Below are 16,873 nucleotides of genomic sequence, written 5' to 3' on the forward strand. Positions count from 1 at the left end.
GCCGGGGTGACCTGGGTCAAATCTGGAACAAGTCAAATGTGCGGGGGTATCGCCCATAGGACAGAATGGCCGGGTGAGCGACCTGATCGACACCACCGAGATGTACCTCCGGACCATCTATGAGCTGGTCGAGGAGGGGATCGTCCCGCTGCGTGCGCGGATCGCCGAGCGCCTGCACCAGAGCGGCCCGACGGTCTCCCAGACCGTGGCCCGCATGGAGCGCGACGGTCTGCTGACCGTCGAGGGCGACCGCCACCTCGAGCTCACCGCGGAAGGCCAGCGCCTCGCCACCCGGGTGATGCGCAAGCACCGCCTCGCCGAGCGGCTCCTGACCGACGTGATCGGGCTGGACTGGGAGCTCGTGCACGAGGAGGCCTGCCGCTGGGAGCACGTGATGTCCGAGACCGTCGAGCGACGCCTCCTCGAGCTGCTGGGCCAGCCCACCGAGTCGCCGTACGGCAACCCGATCCCGGGCCTGGCGGAGCTGGGCCAGACCGCCGTCGCCGAGGACTTCATGGACGGCGTCGAGCCGCTCTCGCGGGTCGCCAGCCAAGCCGAGGGCCGGGTGCTGGTGCGCCGCATCTCCGAGGAGATGCAGAAGGACGAGGTCCTGATGAGCGCCCTGCGGCGGGTGGGCGCGACGCCGGACAAGAACATCACTGTGATCACGACCGGCGACGGCGTGCTTCTCGGCTCCGGCGGCGAGACCGCCGAGATCGTGCCCGAGGCGGCCGACCACATCTTCGTCAAGCGGCTCTGAGGTCGCGCGCCTCGACGAGCGCGGTGAGGAACTCGCTGCACCCGACGTCGAGGCGGTACGTCGCGAGCGGGTCGCCCCGGGTGGCGCCACGGTTGGCGATCACCACCGGGGTGCCCGCCTGGGCGGCGCGCTTGACGAAGCGCAGTCCGCTCATGACCGTGAGGCTGGAGCCGGCGACCAGCAGCGCGCCGTCGGTGTCCGCGAGCGCGTCGACGGCGTCGTAGCAGCGCTGCACCCGCGCGGGCGGGACGTTCTCGCCGAAGAACACCACGTCCGGCTTGAGGATGCCGCCGCACCCCGCGCAGTCCGGCACCACGAAGCCGTCGGTCTCCTCCAGCGCGACGTCGCCGTCGGGGCGCACCTCCACCTCGACGTGGCGCTCGGCCCAGCCGGGGTTGAGCTCGGAGAGCCGCCGGTGCAGCTCGGCGCGGGTGGTGGTCGCGCGACAGCCCAGGCACACGACCTCGGCGATGCGCCCGTGCAGGGCCACCATCCGCCGGGTGCCGACCGCCTCGTGCAGGCCGTCGACGTTCTGGGTGATCAGCAGCTCGGCGTCGAGCCGGGCCACCGCGTGGTGGCCGGGGTTGGGGTCCGCACGTCGCATCCGGCCCCAGCCGACGTGGCTGCGCGCCCAGTAGCGACGCCGAGCCTCGGGGCCCGAGACGAACTCGCCGTACGTCATCGGCATCCGGGCCGGGGCGTGCGGGCCGCGGTAGTCCGGGATGCCGGAGTCGGTGGACAGGCCGGCGCCGGTGAGCACCACCAGCGGGCGGTCCGCGAGCAGGTCGAGGGCGTGGTCCATCAGGCGTAGCGGGCGGCCGAGCGGGCGCGCGCCTTGGCCGCCTCCACCTCGCGGTCCTTGGGCGGCGCGGTGGTGACCAGCTCGGCGAGCAGGTGCTGGGTCGCGTGCGCGACCTCCGCGACCGCCCGGTCGAAGGCCGCCTGGTTGGCCTGCGAGGGCTTGGCGGCCCCGCTGACCTTGCGGACGTACTGCAGCGCCGCGGCGTGCACCTCCTCGGAGGTGGCCGGCGGCTCGAAGTTGTGGAGCTGGCGGATGTTGCGGCACATGCCTCCAGCGTACGGCGGGGCGCCGGTGGTGCGCCCTGGCTCACACGCCGAGCAGCCGGGCGCCCTCGTCGGTGCTGAGCACGAGCCGTCCGTCGGGCAGCGGCACGGTGCGCACGCGCGCGGTCGGGGTGTCCAGGTCGGCCAGCGTCCGCTCGGTGAACCGGCCGTCCTCGACGTGCAGGGCGACGATCCGTCCCTGCTCACCGCTCCATCCGCGCTCGACGACGGCGACCAGGGTCCGCTGCTCGGGCAGCCAGGTCAGCTGGCGGGGGTCCTCGGCGGCGGCGAAGCGGGTGCCGCGGCCGAGGGACAGGGCGTCGGTGCGGCGCAGATCGCTCAGGTCGGTGACGTCGAACAGGCCCGCCTGGGCGCCCCAGCCCTTGTCGGTCGGTCCCTCCCCGAGGCCGATCACCCGGCGCGGCCCGAGCGGGTGGAGGTAGGCGGAGAAGCCGGGGACCTCCAGCTCGCCGAGGTCGCGGGGGGCCGCGGGGTCGCGGAGGTAGATCGCGTGCACCGGGTCGATGCGGCGGAAGGTCACCAGCAGGGCCAGATGGTCGAACCAGCGCACGGCGGTGAGGTCCTGGCGCACCCCGATCGCCTCGACCCGGCCGATCTCGACCAGCGTGTCCCCCCGCTGGGCGAGGGTGACCACGGAGGTGGCGTCGTCGGTGCGCCGCGAGCGCTCCACGGCCAGTCGCAGCACGCCGTCGTGCTCGTCCATCGACCACCGGTCGGCGAGGGTGCCGTCCACGTGCCCGCTGGCGACGTACGTCGTGGCGGTGTCGGCGAGCTCGAAGGCGTGCACGGTGGCCCGCCCATCGGGGATCTTGATGCCGGTGACCGGGCCCGTGCTCCGGTCGACGGACCACAGCCCGCCGCCGACGTCGTGCTCGGCGGTGGCGAGGTAGAGCCGGTCCTCGGAGAGGTAGGCGAGGTCGGCGGACGCGGCGAGGGTGGTGACGGAGCGGGCGCTTTGGTCACGGGGGTCCAGGCCGACGACGCTGACCGTGCCGAGTCCGTCGGGGCGGCTCGGCACGGCGACCCCGGAGCAGTCCACGAGCGGCTCGGTGCGGCCCTCGACGGTGACCGTGGGCAGCCAGTCCTCGAGGGTGGTGCGCCGCACGAGCGCGCGGTTGTGCTCGACGGCCACGGCGCGCTTGCGTCCCCACCGGACCATGAAGTCGAGGTCGGGCAGTGGTGCGGCCAGCACCAGCCGCACGGTGTCGTCGTGCTGGCGGGCCTCGATGAGCGCTCCGTCGAAGCGGGTCGTGCCGATGATCTCCGGGATCCCGGGGTCGCTCAGGTCGACGCTCGTGGCTTCCACCTCGCCGTCAAAGCCGGTCAGGGCCAGCGCGGTGTCCCCGACCAGGAGCAGCTCCCCGCTGCCGAAGCGGGCGCCCAGATCGATCTCGCCCCGGGGGACCGCGTCGGCGCCCGTGACGTCGAGGACGCGGAGCACCCCGGTGTCGGTGAGGCGCACGAGCAGCTCGCCGTCGGTCTTCACGAGGTCCGGCTCGTCCACGCCGCTCTCCTGCACGTTGGTCCCGGTCGCGCTGCCGGGGGCGCGCTGCGCGCTCGGCGCAGCGGCGTGCACCATGGCGAGCCCGGATGCGTCGCGGTAGACGACGTCGGGGCGGTGCCGCCAGCCGGTGGGCCCGACGTGCTCGAGGCCGCGGGCGACGTAGAAGTCGAGCAGCTCGGCGCACGAGGACGCCGCGCGCAGCTCGCCGCTCGCCGGGGCGATGACCGGAGTGCCGACCGGGAGGCGAGCGGCACCCGGTTGCGTCGTGGGGTCCTCATCGACGGTGCCGAGGAGGACCACGGCACCGGCGCCGAGCGCCGCCGCGAGCAGTGCGGTGGCGGCGAGCACGAGGCGGGGCTGGGTGCGAGGGCTCATGGCAGGTGTGACGGCGCCCGCGCGGGTGTGGTTCCGCCTGTCAGAGTGTCGCCATGGCCGACCACGAGAGCGCACCCGCACCCGACCGTCCCGAGCGCGACCTCGACCTGGTGCTGTTCGGCGCCACCGGTTTCACCGGCGAGCTCGCCGCCGACTACCTGGCCCGCAACGCCCCGCACGGCCTGCGCTGGGCGCTCGCCGGACGCAGCGAGGAGCGCCTGGCGGCGGTCCGCGACCGGCTCGCCGCGACCGACGCCGACCTCGGCGAGCTCGAGCTGATCCGCGCCGACGTCACCGACCCCGCGTCGCTCGCGGCCGTCGCGGGCCGGGCGCGGGTCGTGATCACGACGGTCGGGCCCTACCTCACCCACGGCGAGCCGCTGGTCGCGGCGTGCGCGGCCGCCGGCACCGACTACGTCGACCTCACCGGCGAGCCCGAGTTCGTCGACCGGATGTACCTCGCCCACCACGCCACCGCCGAGCGGACCGGCGCCCGGCTCGTGCACGCCTGCGGCTTCGACTCGGTGCCGCACGACCTCGGGGCGCTCTACACGGTCCAGGAGCTGCAGGCAGCCGGCCCGGTGTCGGTGCGCGGCGTCGTACGGGCCGGCGCGACGTTCTCCGGCGGGACCTTCCACTCGGCGCTGACCGCCGTGTCCCGGGCGCGGCAGATGCGGGAGGCGGCCGCGGAGCGTCGCCGGGTCGAGCCCCGTCCCGACGGCCGCTCCTCGCGCGCCGTGGCCGGGCGCCCCCACCGGGACCCGCTGCTCGGCTGGTGGCTGCTGCCGCTGCCCACCATCGACCCGCTCGTGGTCGCGCGCAGCGGGGCCGCGCTCGAGGCGTACGGCCCGAAGTTCACCTACTCCCACTACGCCGGCACCCGGTCCCTGCCGTACGCCGTGGGCGGGGCGCTCGGCGTGGGCGCGCTCGCGCTCGGCGCCCAGGTCGGTCCGCTGCGCCGGGCGATGCTGAGCCGGGTCAAGCAGGGCGAGGGTCCCTCGCCGGAGCGTCGGGAGAAGTCCTGGTTCAGCGTGGACTTCGTCGGCGAGGGCGGCGGACGCACGGTGCGCACCCGGGTCTCGGGCGGCGACCCGGGCTACGACGAGACCGCGAAGATGCTCGCGGAGTCGGCGCTGTGCCTCGCCTTCGACGACAACCCGCACACCGCCGGGCAGGTGACCACCGCGCAGGCAATGGGGGCCAACCTGACCGCGCGGCTGCGGGCGGCGGGGATGCGCTTCGAGACCCTGGACTGAGCGCTCAGGCCCAGATCGCTCAGGCCCAGATCGCTCAGGCCCAGATCGCGCCGGGCCGGCCGCCGTCGACGGTGACCACCGATCCGTTGGCGACCCGGCCGCGCGGCGAGGCGAGGAACGCCACGACATCGGCCACCTCCTCGGCGCTGATCGCGCGGCCGAGGGCGTTGAGGCCGGCGGCCTTCGCGGCGTACTCGGGGTCGTCGGCGTTGCGCTCGGTGACGGTCAGGCCGGGGTGCACGCACACGACGCTGATCCCGTGCGGGCCGAGCTCGTCGGCGAGGTTCTTGCTGAGCGCGACCACGGCGATGTTGCGCACCGACCCGGCGATGGCGCCGGTCGAGCGGGCATTCATGCCGCTGATGTTGACCACCGATCCGCCGCCCGCGGCGAGCAGGTGGGGCAGCGCGGCGCGCACGACGCGCAGATAGCCCAGCGCCTTGGTGTCGACCTGGCGCAGGAAGTCCGCCTCGTCCAGGCCGGCCAGCCCGGTCGGCTGGGCGCCGGTCGCGCGCGGCGCCGCGGCGTTCACCACCACGTCGAGGCGGCCCAGCTGACCGGCCGCGGCGTCCACCGCACGGCGTACCTGCGCGTCGTCGGTGGTGTCGGCGACCACCGTCACCGTCTCCGGCCCGAGCGTCTCGCGCGCCACCGCCAGCGCCTCGGTGTCGCGCCCGAGCAGCGCGACCCGCGCCCCCTCGGCCACGAGAGCCCTGGCGGTGGCCAGGCCGATGCCCCGGTTGCCGCCGGTCACGAGCGCGGCGCTGCCGCGAAGTCCCAGATCCACAGTGATGTCCTCGGTCTCGGTGCACCCGTTGGTCGTCGTACGGCGCGGACGCGCCCGGCCCGAGGCTAGGACGAGGGCGCCGCTCCGGGTGGTGGGGTTCACTCCTCGGATGTGCGGCGGAGCGGCGCGGCGATGGCGCAGCGCCGGCGCGACCTGCGCCGCCACGCGGTCGGGCTGCTTCGTCCGGCCCGGCCCGGTCCTGACATGATGTGACGGTCGTCGTGGGTCCTCAGCGTGAGCGCCCGTGACCAGGCCCCAGTAGCTCAGCGGATAGAGCAGCCGCCTCCTAAGCGAAAGGTCGCAGGTTCGATTCCTGCCTGGGGCACCACCTCGGCCTCGCTACTGTCTGGCCCATGGCGGACCTCTTCGGGCAGGGATCCTTCGGTCTCCGCATGGACTGGGGGCCGGTCGGTGCACGTGCAGCGCGCGCCGACGTGTCGGTCGTGGTCGACGTCCTGAGCTTCTCCACCTCGGTCTGCATCGCTGTCGAGCGCGGCATGCGCGTCTATCCGTACCGCTGGAAGGACGCCGAGGCGGCCGAGTTCGCCCGGGAGAACGCGGCCGTGCTCGCGGTCGGCCGGCTCGAGGCGACGAAGGAGGGTGGGATCCCGGCCCCGTCGCTGTCGCCCGCTGGCCTCCTCGAGTGCGAGGTGGTGCCACGACTCGTCCTGCCCTCGCCGAACGGATCGACGATCGCCGAGGCGCTGCGGGAGACAGGGGCCGAGGTGGTGGCCGGCTGCTTGCGCAACGCCGGGGCGGTCGCTGAGTGGCTGGCGCCGGCTCTGGAGAGGGGGCTGTCGGTCGCGGTCATCGCTGCGGGTGAGCGGTGGAGCAGCGACGACTCGTTGCGGCCCGCGCTGGAGGACCACCTCGGCGCGGGCGCCATCCTCTGGTCGCTGGCGCGGCTGGGCCACGGGGACCTGATGAGCCCGGAGGCCGCAGCGGCGGTGGACCTCTTCGCAGCCGCCCAGGACGATCTCGGGGAACGGATGGCGAGGTGCGTCGGAGGACGGGAGCTCGCGAGCAAGGGCTTCGCGGCAGACGTGAGTGCGGCGGCGGCCCTGAGCGTCTCCGACATTGTCCCGGTGCTGGCGGGCGGTTCGTTCGGCCCCGCCGGGTAGCCGCAAGCGGCTACTGGTCGGGTGGGTGTGCGGTGACGAGGCGGGTGGTGCCGCGTTCCTTGATCAGGTGCAGCCCGTGTGGGGATCGCCAGAGGTACGTCGCGGCGTCGGTCTTGTCGTAGGTCCACGCGGTGTGGGTCTTGGCCCGATGGTGGCGCCGGCAGAGCGGGGCGAGGTTGCAGCTGCACGTCGGGCCGCCGGTGCCGTGGGCGACCACATGGTCGGTGTCGCAACGCCGCGCAGGGCGTTCGCACCACGGGAACGCGCACACCGGCTGGGCCAGACGGGTTTGCTCGGCGAGCCGGTCAGGGATCGCGTAGGCGTCGGTGTGGTGGTGGGCCTCGAGGTCGATCACCGGCTTGACCGTCACCTGGGCGTCGCCGCTGCACCAGTCGCGGACCTGGTCGGTCGACACGATGGACCGGGTCTCCTCGACGTGCGCGATACCTGCCTCATCGCGGGAGATCGCCGCGTGGGAGAGGTGCGCGTGGATGACCGCCTGGCGGGGCTTCACCACCGACGCGGCGCCCTAGCCCGCCTCGGCCCGGAGGTCGAAGGCCAGCTGGCGCCGGGCGAGCTCGCCCACAGCGATGGATCGGCGCACGTCCAACGACTCGGTGGAGCCAAGGGCCGCGAGCTCCTCCGCGCCCTGGCGGACCGCGGCGTCCAGGTCGATCGCGTCGCCGAGGTCGAGAACCCCCTCGACGTGGACGGTGCCGTCGTGGGTGGCCTCGTCGGTGTGGACGTCGAAGCGGCGACCGTCAGCAGCCTCGCGGCGCTGCTTCTCCGCACCCTCGGGATCGAACATCACGCGGGCCTGGTCGACGAGCCGCTCGATCCCGGCCCAGCTGATCTTCCCGACGAACCCGGCCACCTGGCGGTCCACGAACTCCGCGCCGTCCAACGGCAGGGTGGTGGTCAGCTGCGCCAACCGCCGGGCCTTCCAGAGCGGGACCTTGCCGGCCCGGACCAGCTTCCAGGTCTGCTTCAGCCGGTGCGCCAACTCCAGCGCGTCACCGACCAAGGACCGCGCGGAGTCGGTGGACATGCCGATCGCCGCGCCGAACTCCATGGGTGCGAACTCCGCCACCAGCGGCGTCCCCTCGCTGGGCGGCAGCCCGGCGGCGTTGCGCGAACGCCAGCACGGCGGCTGGGGTGTCGCAGTCGGGGAGCTCGTGGTCGGCCATGCCTCATCTTGCTCGAACGCACGTTCGACGACAAGGGTTTCTCCACCGCTGTTTCAGGTTCCTCGGCCGTGGGCTCGACGAGCTCGACCGGTGGGGTGCGCCCGGCGATGGGGTGGCACTCGGTCCCGATCATCGGCAGCGATCTGGAACCTGTTCCACCGCGGTGCGCTAGCGTCCGCGCCATGAGCAGCGAGCAGCAGACGCAGCGCGTCGTGGTGGTCACCGGCGCCGCCTCCGGGGTCGGGTTCGCGACCGCCGAGATGTTCCGTGATGCCGGTGAGATCGTCTTCGGTCTCGACCGCGCCGCGACCGTGCCCGAGGGCGTGACGTACGTCGAGTGCGACGTCTCGAGCAAGGCGGCGGTCGACGCGGCGGTCGCGGTGTGCGGGCAGCACGGCCGTATCGACGTGCTCGCCAACGTGGCCGGCATCGTGCAGTTCGGCCGCTTCGAGCGGATCGACGAGGCCGAGCTGGACCGGGTGCTGGCGGTCAACCTCAAGGGCCCGTTCCTGCTGACCCAGGCGGCGCTGCCGCTGCTGGAGGTCGGTCCCGGCTGTGTGGTCAACGTGGCGTCGGTGGCCGGTCGCGTCCCGCAGCCGTACGCCGCGGCGTACGGTGCCTCGAAGGGCGGGCTGGTCCAGCTGACCAAGAACCTCGCCCTCGAGCTGGCCTCGCGCCGCATCCGCGTCAACGCCGTGTGCCCCGGCACCATCGACACTCCGATGGTGGCCCAGGTGGCCTCGACGTACCCCACCGACCTGGACCCGAAGGTCGCCGAGCGACTGCACATGCAGTTCCCCGGGACGATCTCGCCGCAGGAGGTGGCGGAGTCGATCCGCTACCTGTCCTCGCCGCAGGCCCGATTCGTCACGGGTGAGGTGCTGGCGATCGACGGGTTCATGAGCTGAGCACAGGACAGACGAGCGAGGGAGCAGGTATGGGAGTGCTGGACGGCAAGGTCGCGCTGGTGACCGGCGCCGCGCGTGGCGTGGGTGCGGGGATCGCGCGGGCGTTCGCCAAGGAGGGGGCCCGGGTCGCGGTCCTGGACCTCGACGCCGCAGGCGCCGAGGCGATGGCGGCGGAGCTGGAGCAGCATGCGCCGGCGTTCGGGCTGGGCTGCGACATCCGCGACTCCGGGCAGGTCGACGCCAGTGTGGCCCAGGTGGTGGAGCGCTTCGGCACCGTCGACATCCTGGTCAACAACGCGATGGCCTCGGCCCAGAGCCGCTTCGAGGACGCCACCGACGCCGACATCGACCTCGCGCTCGACACGGGTCCGAAGGCGACGTACTACTTCATGCGCGCCTGCTTCCCGCACCTCAAGGGGACCCTGGAGGAGGGCGGCGGCCGCATCATCAACCTGCGCTCCGCCTCCGACCCGGGCGGTCTCGCGGGCTACGGCGCGTACGTCGCGGCGAAGGCCGGCGTGGGCGGCCTGACTCGGGTCGCGGCGCGGGAGTGGGGGCGCCACGGGATCACTGTGAACAATCTGGCGCCGTTCGTGCTGACCGAGGGCGCGAAGGCCCACTACGACGAGCGTCCCGACGAGCTCAAGGGCGTCCTGCGCCGCCTCTCGCTGCCGCGCGCCGGCGACGCCGAGGCCGACGTCGGGCGGGCGGCGGTCTTCCTCGCCGGGCCGGACGCCGGCTATGTCACCGGCTGCACGATCAACGTCGACGGTGGGGGCACCTTCTTCTCCTAGGGCTGCTCCGGGGCGCCCGTCGTCCCACGCAGCAGCGCCCGACGCCGCGCCGACGAGCCGTGCTGGCTAGCATGGCCGTCGGCCCGGATCGGGCCGCGCCGGTGTAGCTCAGTTGGTAGAGCGCCTCATTTGTAATGAGGATGTCGCGGGTTCGACCCCTGTCACCGGCTCCACAGTCCCGCTCGATGATCCGAGCGGGTGATCCGAGCGGTCCGCTCAGCGGACCCGCTCGACCTCGAACTCCTCGGCCGGATGCGCGATGTGCTCCTGGCCGGCGACGATCTGCAGCTCGCGCTCGCCGCTCTCCAGGGTCGTGCGCAGCACGCCGAAGACCGAGGAGGCGGTGCGGCCCAGGGCCACCGCCGGGTCGCCGGTGGTGTGCAGGTGGGCGGTGAAGAGCGCCGAGGTGATGTCGCCGGAGCCGTTGGCCTTCATCGGGAGGTACGGCGTGCGCACCAGCCAGGCGCCGTCGCCGTTGACCACCATCATCTCGATGGTGTCCTCGGGACGGTCGGACCGCTCGACGCTGGTGATCAGCACCGTGCTCGGGCCCATCGCCCGGGCCGCGTCGGCCGAGGCCAGGATGTCGTCGAGGGTGCGCGGCTCGGTGTCGGTGAGGTAGCCGAGCTCGAACTGGTTGGGCGTGATGATGTCGGCGACCGGCACGACCTTCTCGCGCAGCAGGACTGGGATCGCGGGGTTCACGAAGCAGCCCGAGCGGGCGTTGCCCATCACCGGGTCGCAGGTGTACGTCGCCGCCGGGTTGGCCGCCTTGACCCGCGCCACGGCGTCGATGATCACCTCGCCGATGTCCTCGCCGCCCTGGTAGCCGGACAGGATCGCGTCGACGTCGGGGAACGCGCCGCGCTCCTCCACGCCGATCACGACGTCGCGCACATCGGAGGCCGGGAGCATCGGGCCGCGCCACGCGCCGTACCCGGTGTGGTTGGAGAAGTGCACGGTGTTGACCGCCCACACCTCGTGCCCGAGCCGCTGGAGCGGGAAGACGGCAGCGGAGTTGCCGACGTGGCCGTAGGCGACCGAGGACTGGATGGACAGCAGCTTCATGGCGCCATTGTGTCCCCCGCGACCTACGGATTCTCGGAACAGCCGAAGGTCGGGCAGAACTAGAACTCGTTCCAGTCGTTGGCGTAGTGTGACCACGCATACATTCCGTCAGTATGTGACCGCCCGTCGGCCCGAACGAGGTAACTGAGATGGCCAAGACTCCCTACTCGAACGAGGCCGACTACGTCGTCGTCGGTTCCGGCAGCGCGGGTGCCGCGATGGCCGGCCGGCTGGCGCAGTCCGGCGCGAGCGTGATCGTGCTCGAGGCCGGGCGCAGCGACAACCAGCTGCTCACCAAGAAGCCCGGGATGATCGGGCCGATGCACGCCGAGCCGCGGATCAAGCGGATCAATGACTGGGGCTACTACACGGTGCCGCAGCAGCACATCCTCGGGCGCCGGATGCCCGCCCCGCGGGGCAAGGTGCTCGGCGGCTCCAGCTCGGTCAACGGGATGGTCTACGTGCGCGGCAACCGCGCCAACTACGACTCCTGGGCCGCCGAGGGCTGCACCGGCTGGGACGCCGACAGTGTCAACGCGGCGTACCAGCGCATGGAGGACTACGAGGGCGGCGCCGACGCCTACCGCGGTGCCGGCGGCCCGATCCGGGTCGGGGTCAACCCGCGCCCGCAGGAGGGCACGCTGCAGTTCATCCAGGCCACCTCCGAGACCCTGGGCGTCAAGGTCCTCGACGACTACAACGGAGCCTCCCAGGAGGGCGTCGGGCGGATGCAGCAGAACGCCGCGGACGGGCTGCGCTACAGCGCCTCGCGCGGCTACATCCATCACCTCGCCCCGCGCACCCTCGAGGTGCAGACCCGGGTGCTCGTGACCAAGGTCGTGATCGAGAACGGACGCGCGGTCGGTGTGCGGGTGCGCGACAAGGACGGCGGCAGTCGGGTGGTGCGCGCGGGCAAGGAGGTCATCCTCTCGGCCGGCTTCATCGGCACGCCGCAGATCCTGATGCTCTCCGGCATCGGCCCGGCCGCGCACCTCGCGCAGCACGGCATCACCTGCGTCGCTGACCTCCCGGTCGGCGACAACCTGCACGACCACATGTTCCACGCGCTGACCTTCCACGCGACCTCCTCGACGCTGCGCGGCAGCGCGCTGTTCTTCGCCAAGGGCCTGGCCAAGGAGCTCACTCGCGGCGGCACCTTCCTGGCCAACTCGGTCTTCGAGTCGGTGGGCTTCGTGCGCACCTCCCAGGCCGCCGACGTGCCCGATCTCCAGCTGCACCTGCTGCCCTGGGCCTACGTCTCGCCCAACCAGGACGCGCCGGTGCGCCACGACGTCGACCAGCGCCCGGCGCTGACGGTGCTCACCACGCTGATCTATCCGCGCAGCCGGGGCACCCTGCGCCTGGCCTCCGCGGACCCGACCGCGACGCCCCTGATCGACCCCAACTACCTGGCCGACTCCCGGGACCTCGACACCCTCGTCGAGGGCACCGAGATGGTGCGCGAGATCTTCGGCTCCGCGGCGTTCGGGGGAGCGGTCAAGAGCGAGATCCATCCCGGCGACGGCGTACGCGGCCCGCAGCTGCGCAGCGAGATCCTGAACCGGGCCACCTCGGTCTACCACGGGGTGGGCACCGCGCGGATGGGCACCGACGAGCGCGCGGTGGTCACCCCCGACCTCAAGGTCCGCGGCATCGAGGGCCTGCGGGTCGCCGACGCCTCGATCATGCCGTCGATCACCGGCGGCAACACCAACGCTCCCGCGATCATGATCGGCGAGCGCGGTGCCGCCCTCGTCCTCGGAAAGGCCTGAGCCATGGACATCGCCAGCGCCACCGCCAGCGCCACCGGGCTAACCGACGCCGCAGCCGCTGCGACCCCGCTGCGCCCGACCCGCCCGGCCTCGCTCACCGACGCCTTCCTGCGCGGGCTCGTGGCACGGGTGCCCTCCTCGGGCGCCGCACCATGGCCGCTGACCGAGGTCTACACCGGCGAGAAGCTCATCGACCTCCCGCAGTCGAGCCCGGCCGACATCGAGGAGGCGTTCGTCCGGGCCCGCGAGGCGCAGCGGATCTGGGCTGCGTGGCCGGTGCGCAAGCGGCTGCGGGTCTTCCGCACCGCGCACCGCCTGCTGCTGGAGAGCACCCACACGACGGCGGACCTGATCCAGGCCGAGAGCGGCAAGAACCGGCGGATGGCGGTCGAGGAGACCTGCGACCCGCCGATGGTGATCAGCCACTACCTCAAGCGCGCGCCCCGGCTGCTGCGCCGGACCACCCGCGGCGGCCCGGTCCCGCTGGTGTCCACCTCGACCGAGATCCGCCGGCCCAAGGGCGTCGTCGCGATCATCGCGCCGTGGAACTTCCCGTTCGCCACCGGCCTCTCCGACGCGATCCCCGCGCTGATGGCCGGCAACGCCGTGGTGCTCAAGCCGGACAACAAGACCGCGCTGTCCCCGCTGCACGGCATCGCGCTGCTGGAGCGCGCCGGGCTGCCGAAGGGGCTGTTCCAGGTGGTCTGCGGCGAGGGCCCCGACGTGGGCCCGACGCTCATCGACCGCGCCAACTACGTGATGTTCACCGGCTCGACCGCGACCGGTCGGGTGATCGGCGAGCGCGCCGGGCGCAACCTGATCGGCTGCTGCCTCGAGCTCGGCGGCAAGAACCCGATGGTCGTGCTCGACGACGTCGACGCCGCGGAGTGGGTCAACGGCGCGCTGTTCGGGGTCTTCGGCAACACCGGGCAGATCTGCATGCACATCGAGCGCATCTACCTGCCCGACAGCCGGTACGACGAGCTGAAGGCCGCCTTCGTCACCGCCACGCAGGCGCTCGAGCTCGGCGCGGCGTACGACTTCGGGCCGGACGTCGGGTCGCTGATCTCACCCGACCACATGGCGCGGGTCTACGCCCACGTCGAGGACGCGGTCGCCAAGGGCGCCCACGTGGTCACCGGCGGACGGGCGCGCCCCGACCTCGGCCCGGCGTTCTTCGAGCCCACGATCCTCGAGGGGGTCACCTCGGAGATGGAGTGCGGGGTCACCGAGACCTTTGGGCCCGTGGTCGCGCTGCACCGCTACCGCACCGTGGAGGAGGCGATCGCGCTGGCCAACGACACCGACTACGGGCTCAACGCGTCGGTGTGGGGCAGCGACGTCGCCCGCGCCGAGCGGGTCGCGCGCCGCATCGAGGCCGGCAACGTCAACGTCAACGACGCCCTCGCCACGGCGTACGCCTCGAAGGGGACGCCGTCCGGCGGGATCAAGCAGTCCGGCGTCGGCGCCCGGCACGGCGACCAGGGCCTGCTGAAGTACACCGACGTGCAGAACCTTGCGGTGCTGAAGAAGCAGGTGATGGGCATCCGCCCGGGCCAGGACTACGACGCCTACGTCGAGCAGATGCTGTCCGGGCTGCGGATGATGCGGCGCTTCCGGATCCGGTGAGCGTCTGTCGGCCCGATCGGTGGGTGCCGTCGCGCTAGCCTCCGGCCCATGACGGACATGACCTACCGACCGCTCGGTGACTCCGGGCTGATGGTGAGCACCGTGGGGGTCGGCTGCAACGCCTTCAGCGGACGCGTGGACCTCGACGGGGTGCGGGACATCCTCGCCGCGGCCCGCGACACCGGAGTGACGCTGCTCGACACCGCCGACGTGTACGGCGGGCGGCCCGGCGGCAGCGAGGAGCTGCTCGGCGAGGCGCTGCGCGGGCAGCGCGAGCACTTCGTGGTGGCCACCAAGTTCGGCATGGACATGCGCGGCGCGAACGGTCCCGACCACGGCGCGCGGGCCTCGCGGCGCTACGTGCGCCGCGCGGTCGAGGCGAGCCTGCGCCGCCTCGGCACCGACCACCTCGACCTCTACCAGCTGCACCGCCCCGACGGCGTGACCCCGGTCGAGGAGACGCTGTCGGCGCTCACCGACCTGGTCCGCGAGGGCAAGGTCCGCTACATCGGCTGCTCCAACTTCGCCGCCTGGCAGGTCGCCGACGCCGACTGGACCGCCCGCTCCGCTGGCCTGGAGCGGTTCGTGTCGGCGCAGAACCGCTACTCGCTCCTCGACCGCCGCCTCGAGGAGGAGGTCGTGCCCGCCTGCGAGACCTTCGGGCTCGGCGTACTGCCGTTCTTCCCCCTCGAGTTCGGCCTGCTCACCGGCAAGTACCGCCGTGGCGAGCAGGCGCCGGCTGGCTCGCGCGCCCAGCTCGAGCCCAGCCGCGCCAGCTGGCTGGCCGGCGCCGACTGGGACCGCATCGAGGCCCTCGAGCAGTACGCCGCGGAGCGCGACCTCAGCGTGCTCGACGTGGCGATCGCGGGCCTGGCGGCCCAGCCCGCTGTCGCCTCGGTGATCTCGGGAGCCACCTCGGGCGAGCAGGTCCGCGCCAACGCGGCGGTGCTGCGCTGGCAGCCCACCCGCGCCGACCTGGTGGTCCTCGACGACCTCACCGCGCGCTGAGCGGGCGGGCGACCGCCCCGCGGCCCGCAGCCATTGGCGCCGACTCGCGCAACCATTCGCGCCGACTCGCGCCGCCATTCGCGCCGACTCGGCGTCGGGTCAGGCGAGCTGCAGGCTGCGCTTGGACAGGCCCATCCAGAAGCCGTCGATGATCTGCTCGGCCGGGGTCTCGGGGGCGGTGCCGGCGCCGAGCGCGACGAACAGCGGCGTGTAGTGCTCCACGGTGGGGTGGGCGTAGGGCATCCCGGGCGCGCGGTCGCGGTACGCCGCGAGCTCGTCGACGTCCCCGCGCGCGAGCGCCTCGGCCGCCCACGCGTCGAACTCGCGCGACCAGCCCGGCGCCGCGGCGTCGATGCGGAACTCGGTGAGGAACGGCAGGCCGTGGGTGAGGAACCCCGAGCCGATCACCAGCACGCCCTCGTCGCGTAGCGGGCGCAGGCGCGCGCCCAGGCGCATCAGCCGCTCCGAGTCGTGGGTCGGCAGCGACATCTGCAGCACCGGGATGTCGGCCTCGGGATACATGATCTTCAGCGGCACCCAGGCGCCGTGGTCGAGCCCGCGGCTGACGTGCTGGTGGACCGGCTCGGTGTCGGGCATCATCGCCGCGACCCGCTGCGCGAGCGCGGTGCTGTCCGGGGTCGCGTAGGTCATCCGGTAGTACTTCGGGTCGAAGCCGCCGAAGTCGTAGACCAGCGGGGCACCGTTGCCGGTGAGGCTCAGCGGGGCGGACTCCCAGTGGGCGCTGACGATCAGGATCGCCTTCGGGCGCGGCAGGTCGCGGGCGAGGGCGGCGAGCTGGCCCGACCACACCGGGTCGTCGAGCAGCGGGGGAGCGCCGTGCCCGAGGTAGAGGGCCGGCATCCGGTCGGTGCTGCGGGGCGAGGGGCCGGTGCTGCTCGGGGACGTCACGTTCATGATCACTCCAAAGGTTGCAATTTCAACCTTATTCCTTCGGGAGCGTCCAGTCCACCGGGCTCCCGCCCTGCTCGACCAGCAGCGCGTCGACGCGGCTGAAGGGCCGCGAGCCGAAGAACCCGCGGCGAGCCGAGAGCGGGGAGGGGTGCGCCGACGCGACGATCGGCACCCCGCCGAGCAGCGGGGTCAGCGACTGCGCGTCGCGGCCCCACAGCACCGCGACCAGCGGGCCGCCGCGGGCGGCCAGCGCGCGGATCGCGCACTCGGTGACCTGCTCCCAGCCCTGTCGCCGGTGCGAGCCGGGCTCGCCGGGACGCACGGTCAGCACTCGGTTGAGCAGCATCACGCCACGGTCGGCCCAGGCGGTGAGGTCGCCGTGCTCGGGCATCGCGATCCCCAGGTCCGCCTCCGCCTCGCGGTAGATGTTGGCCAGGCTGCGCGGCAGCGGGCGTACGTCGGCGTCGACGGCGAAGCTCAGCCCGATCGGGTGGCCGGGCGTGGGATAGGGGTCCTGGCCCACCACCAGCACCCGCACGTCGGCCAGCGGCCGCTCGAAGGCACGGAAGACCCGCTCCCCGGTCGGGAGGTAGGGCCGTCCGGCGGCCAGCTCCGCGCGCAGGAAGCCGCCGAGCGCCGCGATCGTGTCGTCGACGGGGGCCAGCGCCCGCGCCCAGTCGGGCGCCATCAGGCCGCGGTCGACGAG

At 73.1% G+C, this 16,873-nt stretch carries 17 protein-coding genes and 2 tRNA genes; 10 read left to right on the forward strand and 9 right to left on the reverse strand.

Annotation, left to right across the window (positions count from 1 at the left end):
• Positions 1 to 73: 73 nt before the first annotated feature.
• Positions 74 to 760 carry a metal-dependent transcriptional regulator gene (locus tag GFH29_RS03180; RefSeq protein WP_153322015.1) on the forward strand — a complete coding sequence of 229 codons (687 nt, stop codon included), beginning with the start codon at positions 74 to 76 and terminating at the stop codon, positions 758 to 760.
• Here GFH29_RS03180 and GFH29_RS03185 read toward each other — a convergent pair.
• The 3 genes from GFH29_RS03185 to GFH29_RS03195 are packed head-to-tail and all read right to left on the reverse strand — an operon-like array spanning position 747 to position 3,725.
• On the reverse strand, positions 747 to 1,562 hold the full coding sequence (locus GFH29_RS03185; RefSeq protein ID WP_153322016.1) for a Sir2 family NAD-dependent protein deacetylase: 816 nt from the start codon (positions 1,560 to 1,562) through the stop codon (positions 747 to 749). The genes GFH29_RS03180 and GFH29_RS03185 overlap by 14 nt on opposite strands.
• Complete coding sequence (locus GFH29_RS03190; protein WP_153322017.1) at positions 1,562 to 1,828, reverse strand: DUF2277 domain-containing protein; 267 nt, start codon at positions 1,826 to 1,828, stop codon at positions 1,562 to 1,564. Before GFH29_RS03190 ends, GFH29_RS03185 begins: the two co-directional genes overlap by 1 nt.
• 40 nt (positions 1,829 to 1,868) lie before the next feature.
• Positions 1,869 to 3,725, reverse strand: a complete 1,857-nt coding sequence (locus tag GFH29_RS03195) for a beta-propeller domain-containing protein (RefSeq protein WP_153322018.1) — start codon at positions 3,723 to 3,725, stop codon at positions 1,869 to 1,871.
• 53 nt (positions 3,726 to 3,778) lie between these two features.
• Here GFH29_RS03195 and GFH29_RS03200 point away from each other — a divergent pair, with 53 nt between their 5' ends.
• A complete protein-coding gene (locus GFH29_RS03200; RefSeq protein ID WP_153322019.1) occupies positions 3,779 to 4,981 on the forward strand; it encodes a saccharopine dehydrogenase family protein in 1,203 nt (400 codons plus the stop codon).
• A 34-nt stretch (positions 4,982 to 5,015) separates the two neighbouring features.
• Here the strand turns inward: GFH29_RS03200 and GFH29_RS03205 are convergent, their stop codons facing one another.
• On the reverse strand, positions 5,016 to 5,768 hold the full coding sequence (locus GFH29_RS03205) for an SDR family NAD(P)-dependent oxidoreductase (protein WP_194288904.1): 753 nt from the start codon (positions 5,766 to 5,768) through the stop codon (positions 5,016 to 5,018).
• Between the two features lie 252 nt (positions 5,769 to 6,020).
• Between GFH29_RS03205 and GFH29_RS03210 the strand changes: the two genes are divergently transcribed.
• Together GFH29_RS03210 and GFH29_RS03215 are read left to right on the forward strand one after the other, a co-directional pair.
• A tRNA-Arg gene (locus GFH29_RS03210) sits at positions 6,021 to 6,096 on the forward strand.
• Positions 6,097 to 6,121: 25 nt separating this feature from the next.
• A complete protein-coding gene (locus tag GFH29_RS03215) occupies positions 6,122 to 6,889 on the forward strand; it encodes a 2-phosphosulfolactate phosphatase (protein ID WP_153322021.1) in 768 nt (255 codons plus the stop codon).
• 10 nt (positions 6,890 to 6,899) lie between these two features.
• Here GFH29_RS03215 and GFH29_RS03220 read toward each other — a convergent pair whose 3' ends face one another.
• Together GFH29_RS03220 and GFH29_RS03225 are read right to left on the reverse strand one after the other, a co-directional pair.
• On the reverse strand, positions 6,900 to 7,406 hold the full coding sequence (locus GFH29_RS03220; protein ID WP_153322022.1) for an HNH endonuclease signature motif containing protein: 507 nt from the start codon (positions 7,404 to 7,406) through the stop codon (positions 6,900 to 6,902).
• 12 nt (positions 7,407 to 7,418) lie between these two features.
• On the reverse strand, positions 7,419 to 7,979 hold the full coding sequence (locus GFH29_RS03225; RefSeq protein WP_153322023.1) for a DUF222 domain-containing protein: 561 nt from the start codon (positions 7,977 to 7,979) through the stop codon (positions 7,419 to 7,421).
• Positions 7,980 to 8,258: 279 nt separating this feature from the next.
• Between GFH29_RS03225 and GFH29_RS03230 the strand changes: the two genes are divergently transcribed.
• The 3 genes from GFH29_RS03230 (at position 8,259) to GFH29_RS03240 (ending at position 9,951) form a co-directional block, all read left to right on the forward strand.
• Positions 8,259 to 8,984 (forward strand): SDR family NAD(P)-dependent oxidoreductase, encoded by a 726-nt coding sequence (locus GFH29_RS03230; protein WP_194288905.1) that lies wholly within the window; start codon positions 8,259 to 8,261, stop codon positions 8,982 to 8,984.
• Positions 8,985 to 9,013: 29 nt separating this feature from the next.
• Complete coding sequence (locus GFH29_RS03235; RefSeq protein WP_153322025.1) at positions 9,014 to 9,778, forward strand: SDR family NAD(P)-dependent oxidoreductase; 765 nt, start codon at positions 9,014 to 9,016, stop codon at positions 9,776 to 9,778.
• A gap of 97 nt (positions 9,779 to 9,875) precedes the next feature.
• Positions 9,876 to 9,951, forward strand: a tRNA-Thr gene (locus tag GFH29_RS03240).
• A 43-nt stretch (positions 9,952 to 9,994) separates the two neighbouring features.
• On the opposite strand, the gene pdxY is transcribed toward GFH29_RS03240, so the two are convergent.
• Positions 9,995 to 10,846, reverse strand: a complete 852-nt coding sequence (gene pdxY / locus GFH29_RS03245; RefSeq protein ID WP_153322026.1) for a pyridoxal kinase PdxY — start codon at positions 10,844 to 10,846, stop codon at positions 9,995 to 9,997.
• Between the two features lie 149 nt (positions 10,847 to 10,995).
• On the opposite strand from pdxY, the gene GFH29_RS03250 reads away from it, so the two are divergent.
• The 3 genes from GFH29_RS03250 to GFH29_RS03260 are packed head-to-tail and all read left to right on the forward strand — an operon-like array spanning position 10,996 to position 15,255.
• Positions 10,996 to 12,618 carry a GMC family oxidoreductase gene (locus GFH29_RS03250; RefSeq protein WP_153322027.1) on the forward strand — a complete coding sequence of 541 codons (1,623 nt, stop codon included), beginning with the start codon at positions 10,996 to 10,998 and terminating at the stop codon, positions 12,616 to 12,618.
• Positions 12,619 to 12,621: 3 nt separating this feature from the next.
• The gene (locus tag GFH29_RS03255) at positions 12,622 to 14,247 is read left to right on the forward strand and encodes a succinic semialdehyde dehydrogenase (protein ID WP_153322028.1); all 1,626 of its coding nucleotides are present in this window, start codon (positions 12,622 to 12,624) and stop codon (positions 14,245 to 14,247) included.
• Positions 14,248 to 14,295: 48 nt separating this feature from the next.
• Complete coding sequence (locus GFH29_RS03260) at positions 14,296 to 15,255, forward strand: aldo/keto reductase (RefSeq protein ID WP_228387733.1); 960 nt, start codon at positions 14,296 to 14,298, stop codon at positions 15,253 to 15,255.
• 99 nt (positions 15,256 to 15,354) lie between these two features.
• Here GFH29_RS03260 and GFH29_RS03265 read toward each other — a convergent pair whose 3' ends face one another.
• Both GFH29_RS03265 and GFH29_RS03270 read right to left on the reverse strand, forming a co-directional pair.
• Complete coding sequence (locus GFH29_RS03265; RefSeq protein WP_228387734.1) at positions 15,355 to 16,170, reverse strand: dioxygenase; 816 nt, start codon at positions 16,168 to 16,170, stop codon at positions 15,355 to 15,357.
• Between the two features lie 28 nt (positions 16,171 to 16,198).
• On the reverse strand, positions 16,199 to 16,855 hold the full coding sequence (locus GFH29_RS03270) for a uracil-DNA glycosylase (protein WP_153325606.1): 657 nt from the start codon (positions 16,853 to 16,855) through the stop codon (positions 16,199 to 16,201).
• Positions 16,856 to 16,873: the final 18 nt, after the last annotated feature.

Source organism: Nocardioides sp. dk884, from assembly GCF_009557055.1.
GTDB lineage: Bacteria > Actinomycetota > Actinomycetes > Propionibacteriales > Nocardioidaceae > Nocardioides.

What these genes read in the sequence shown, in the direction of transcription:
- GFH29_RS03185 (WP_153322016.1), bottom strand. Translation starts at nt 1,562, where the DNA reads ATGGACCACGCCCTCGACCTGCTCGCGGACCGCCCGCTGGTGGTGCTC.
- GFH29_RS03190 (WP_153322017.1), bottom strand. Translation starts at nt 1,828, where the DNA reads ATGTGCCGCAACATCCGCCAGCTCCACAACTTCGAGCCGCCGGCCACC.
- GFH29_RS03195 (WP_153322018.1), bottom strand. Translation starts at nt 3,725, where the DNA reads ATGAGCCCTCGCACCCAGCCCCGCCTCGTGCTCGCCGCCACCGCACTG.
- GFH29_RS03200 (WP_153322019.1), top strand. Translation starts at nt 3,779, where the DNA reads ATGGCCGACCACGAGAGCGCACCCGCACCCGACCGTCCCGAGCGCGAC.
- GFH29_RS03215 (WP_153322021.1), top strand. Translation starts at nt 6,122, where the DNA reads ATGGCGGACCTCTTCGGGCAGGGATCCTTCGGTCTCCGCATGGACTGG.
- GFH29_RS03230 (WP_194288905.1), top strand. Translation starts at nt 8,259, where the DNA reads ATGAGCAGCGAGCAGCAGACGCAGCGCGTCGTGGTGGTCACCGGCGCC.
- GFH29_RS03235 (WP_153322025.1), top strand. Translation starts at nt 9,014, where the DNA reads ATGGGAGTGCTGGACGGCAAGGTCGCGCTGGTGACCGGCGCCGCGCGT.
- pdxY (WP_153322026.1), bottom strand. Translation starts at nt 10,846, where the DNA reads ATGAAGCTGCTGTCCATCCAGTCCTCGGTCGCCTACGGCCACGTCGGC.
- GFH29_RS03250 (WP_153322027.1), top strand. Translation starts at nt 10,996, where the DNA reads ATGGCCAAGACTCCCTACTCGAACGAGGCCGACTACGTCGTCGTCGGT.
- GFH29_RS03255 (WP_153322028.1), top strand. Translation starts at nt 12,622, where the DNA reads ATGGACATCGCCAGCGCCACCGCCAGCGCCACCGGGCTAACCGACGCC.
- GFH29_RS03260 (WP_228387733.1), top strand. Translation starts at nt 14,296, where the DNA reads ATGACGGACATGACCTACCGACCGCTCGGTGACTCCGGGCTGATGGTG.
- GFH29_RS03265 (WP_228387734.1), bottom strand. Translation starts at nt 16,170, where the DNA reads ATGAACGTGACGTCCCCGAGCAGCACCGGCCCCTCGCCCCGCAGCACC.
- GFH29_RS03270 (WP_153325606.1), bottom strand. Translation starts at nt 16,855, where the DNA reads ATGGCGCCCGACTGGGCGCGGGCGCTGGCCCCCGTCGACGACACGATC.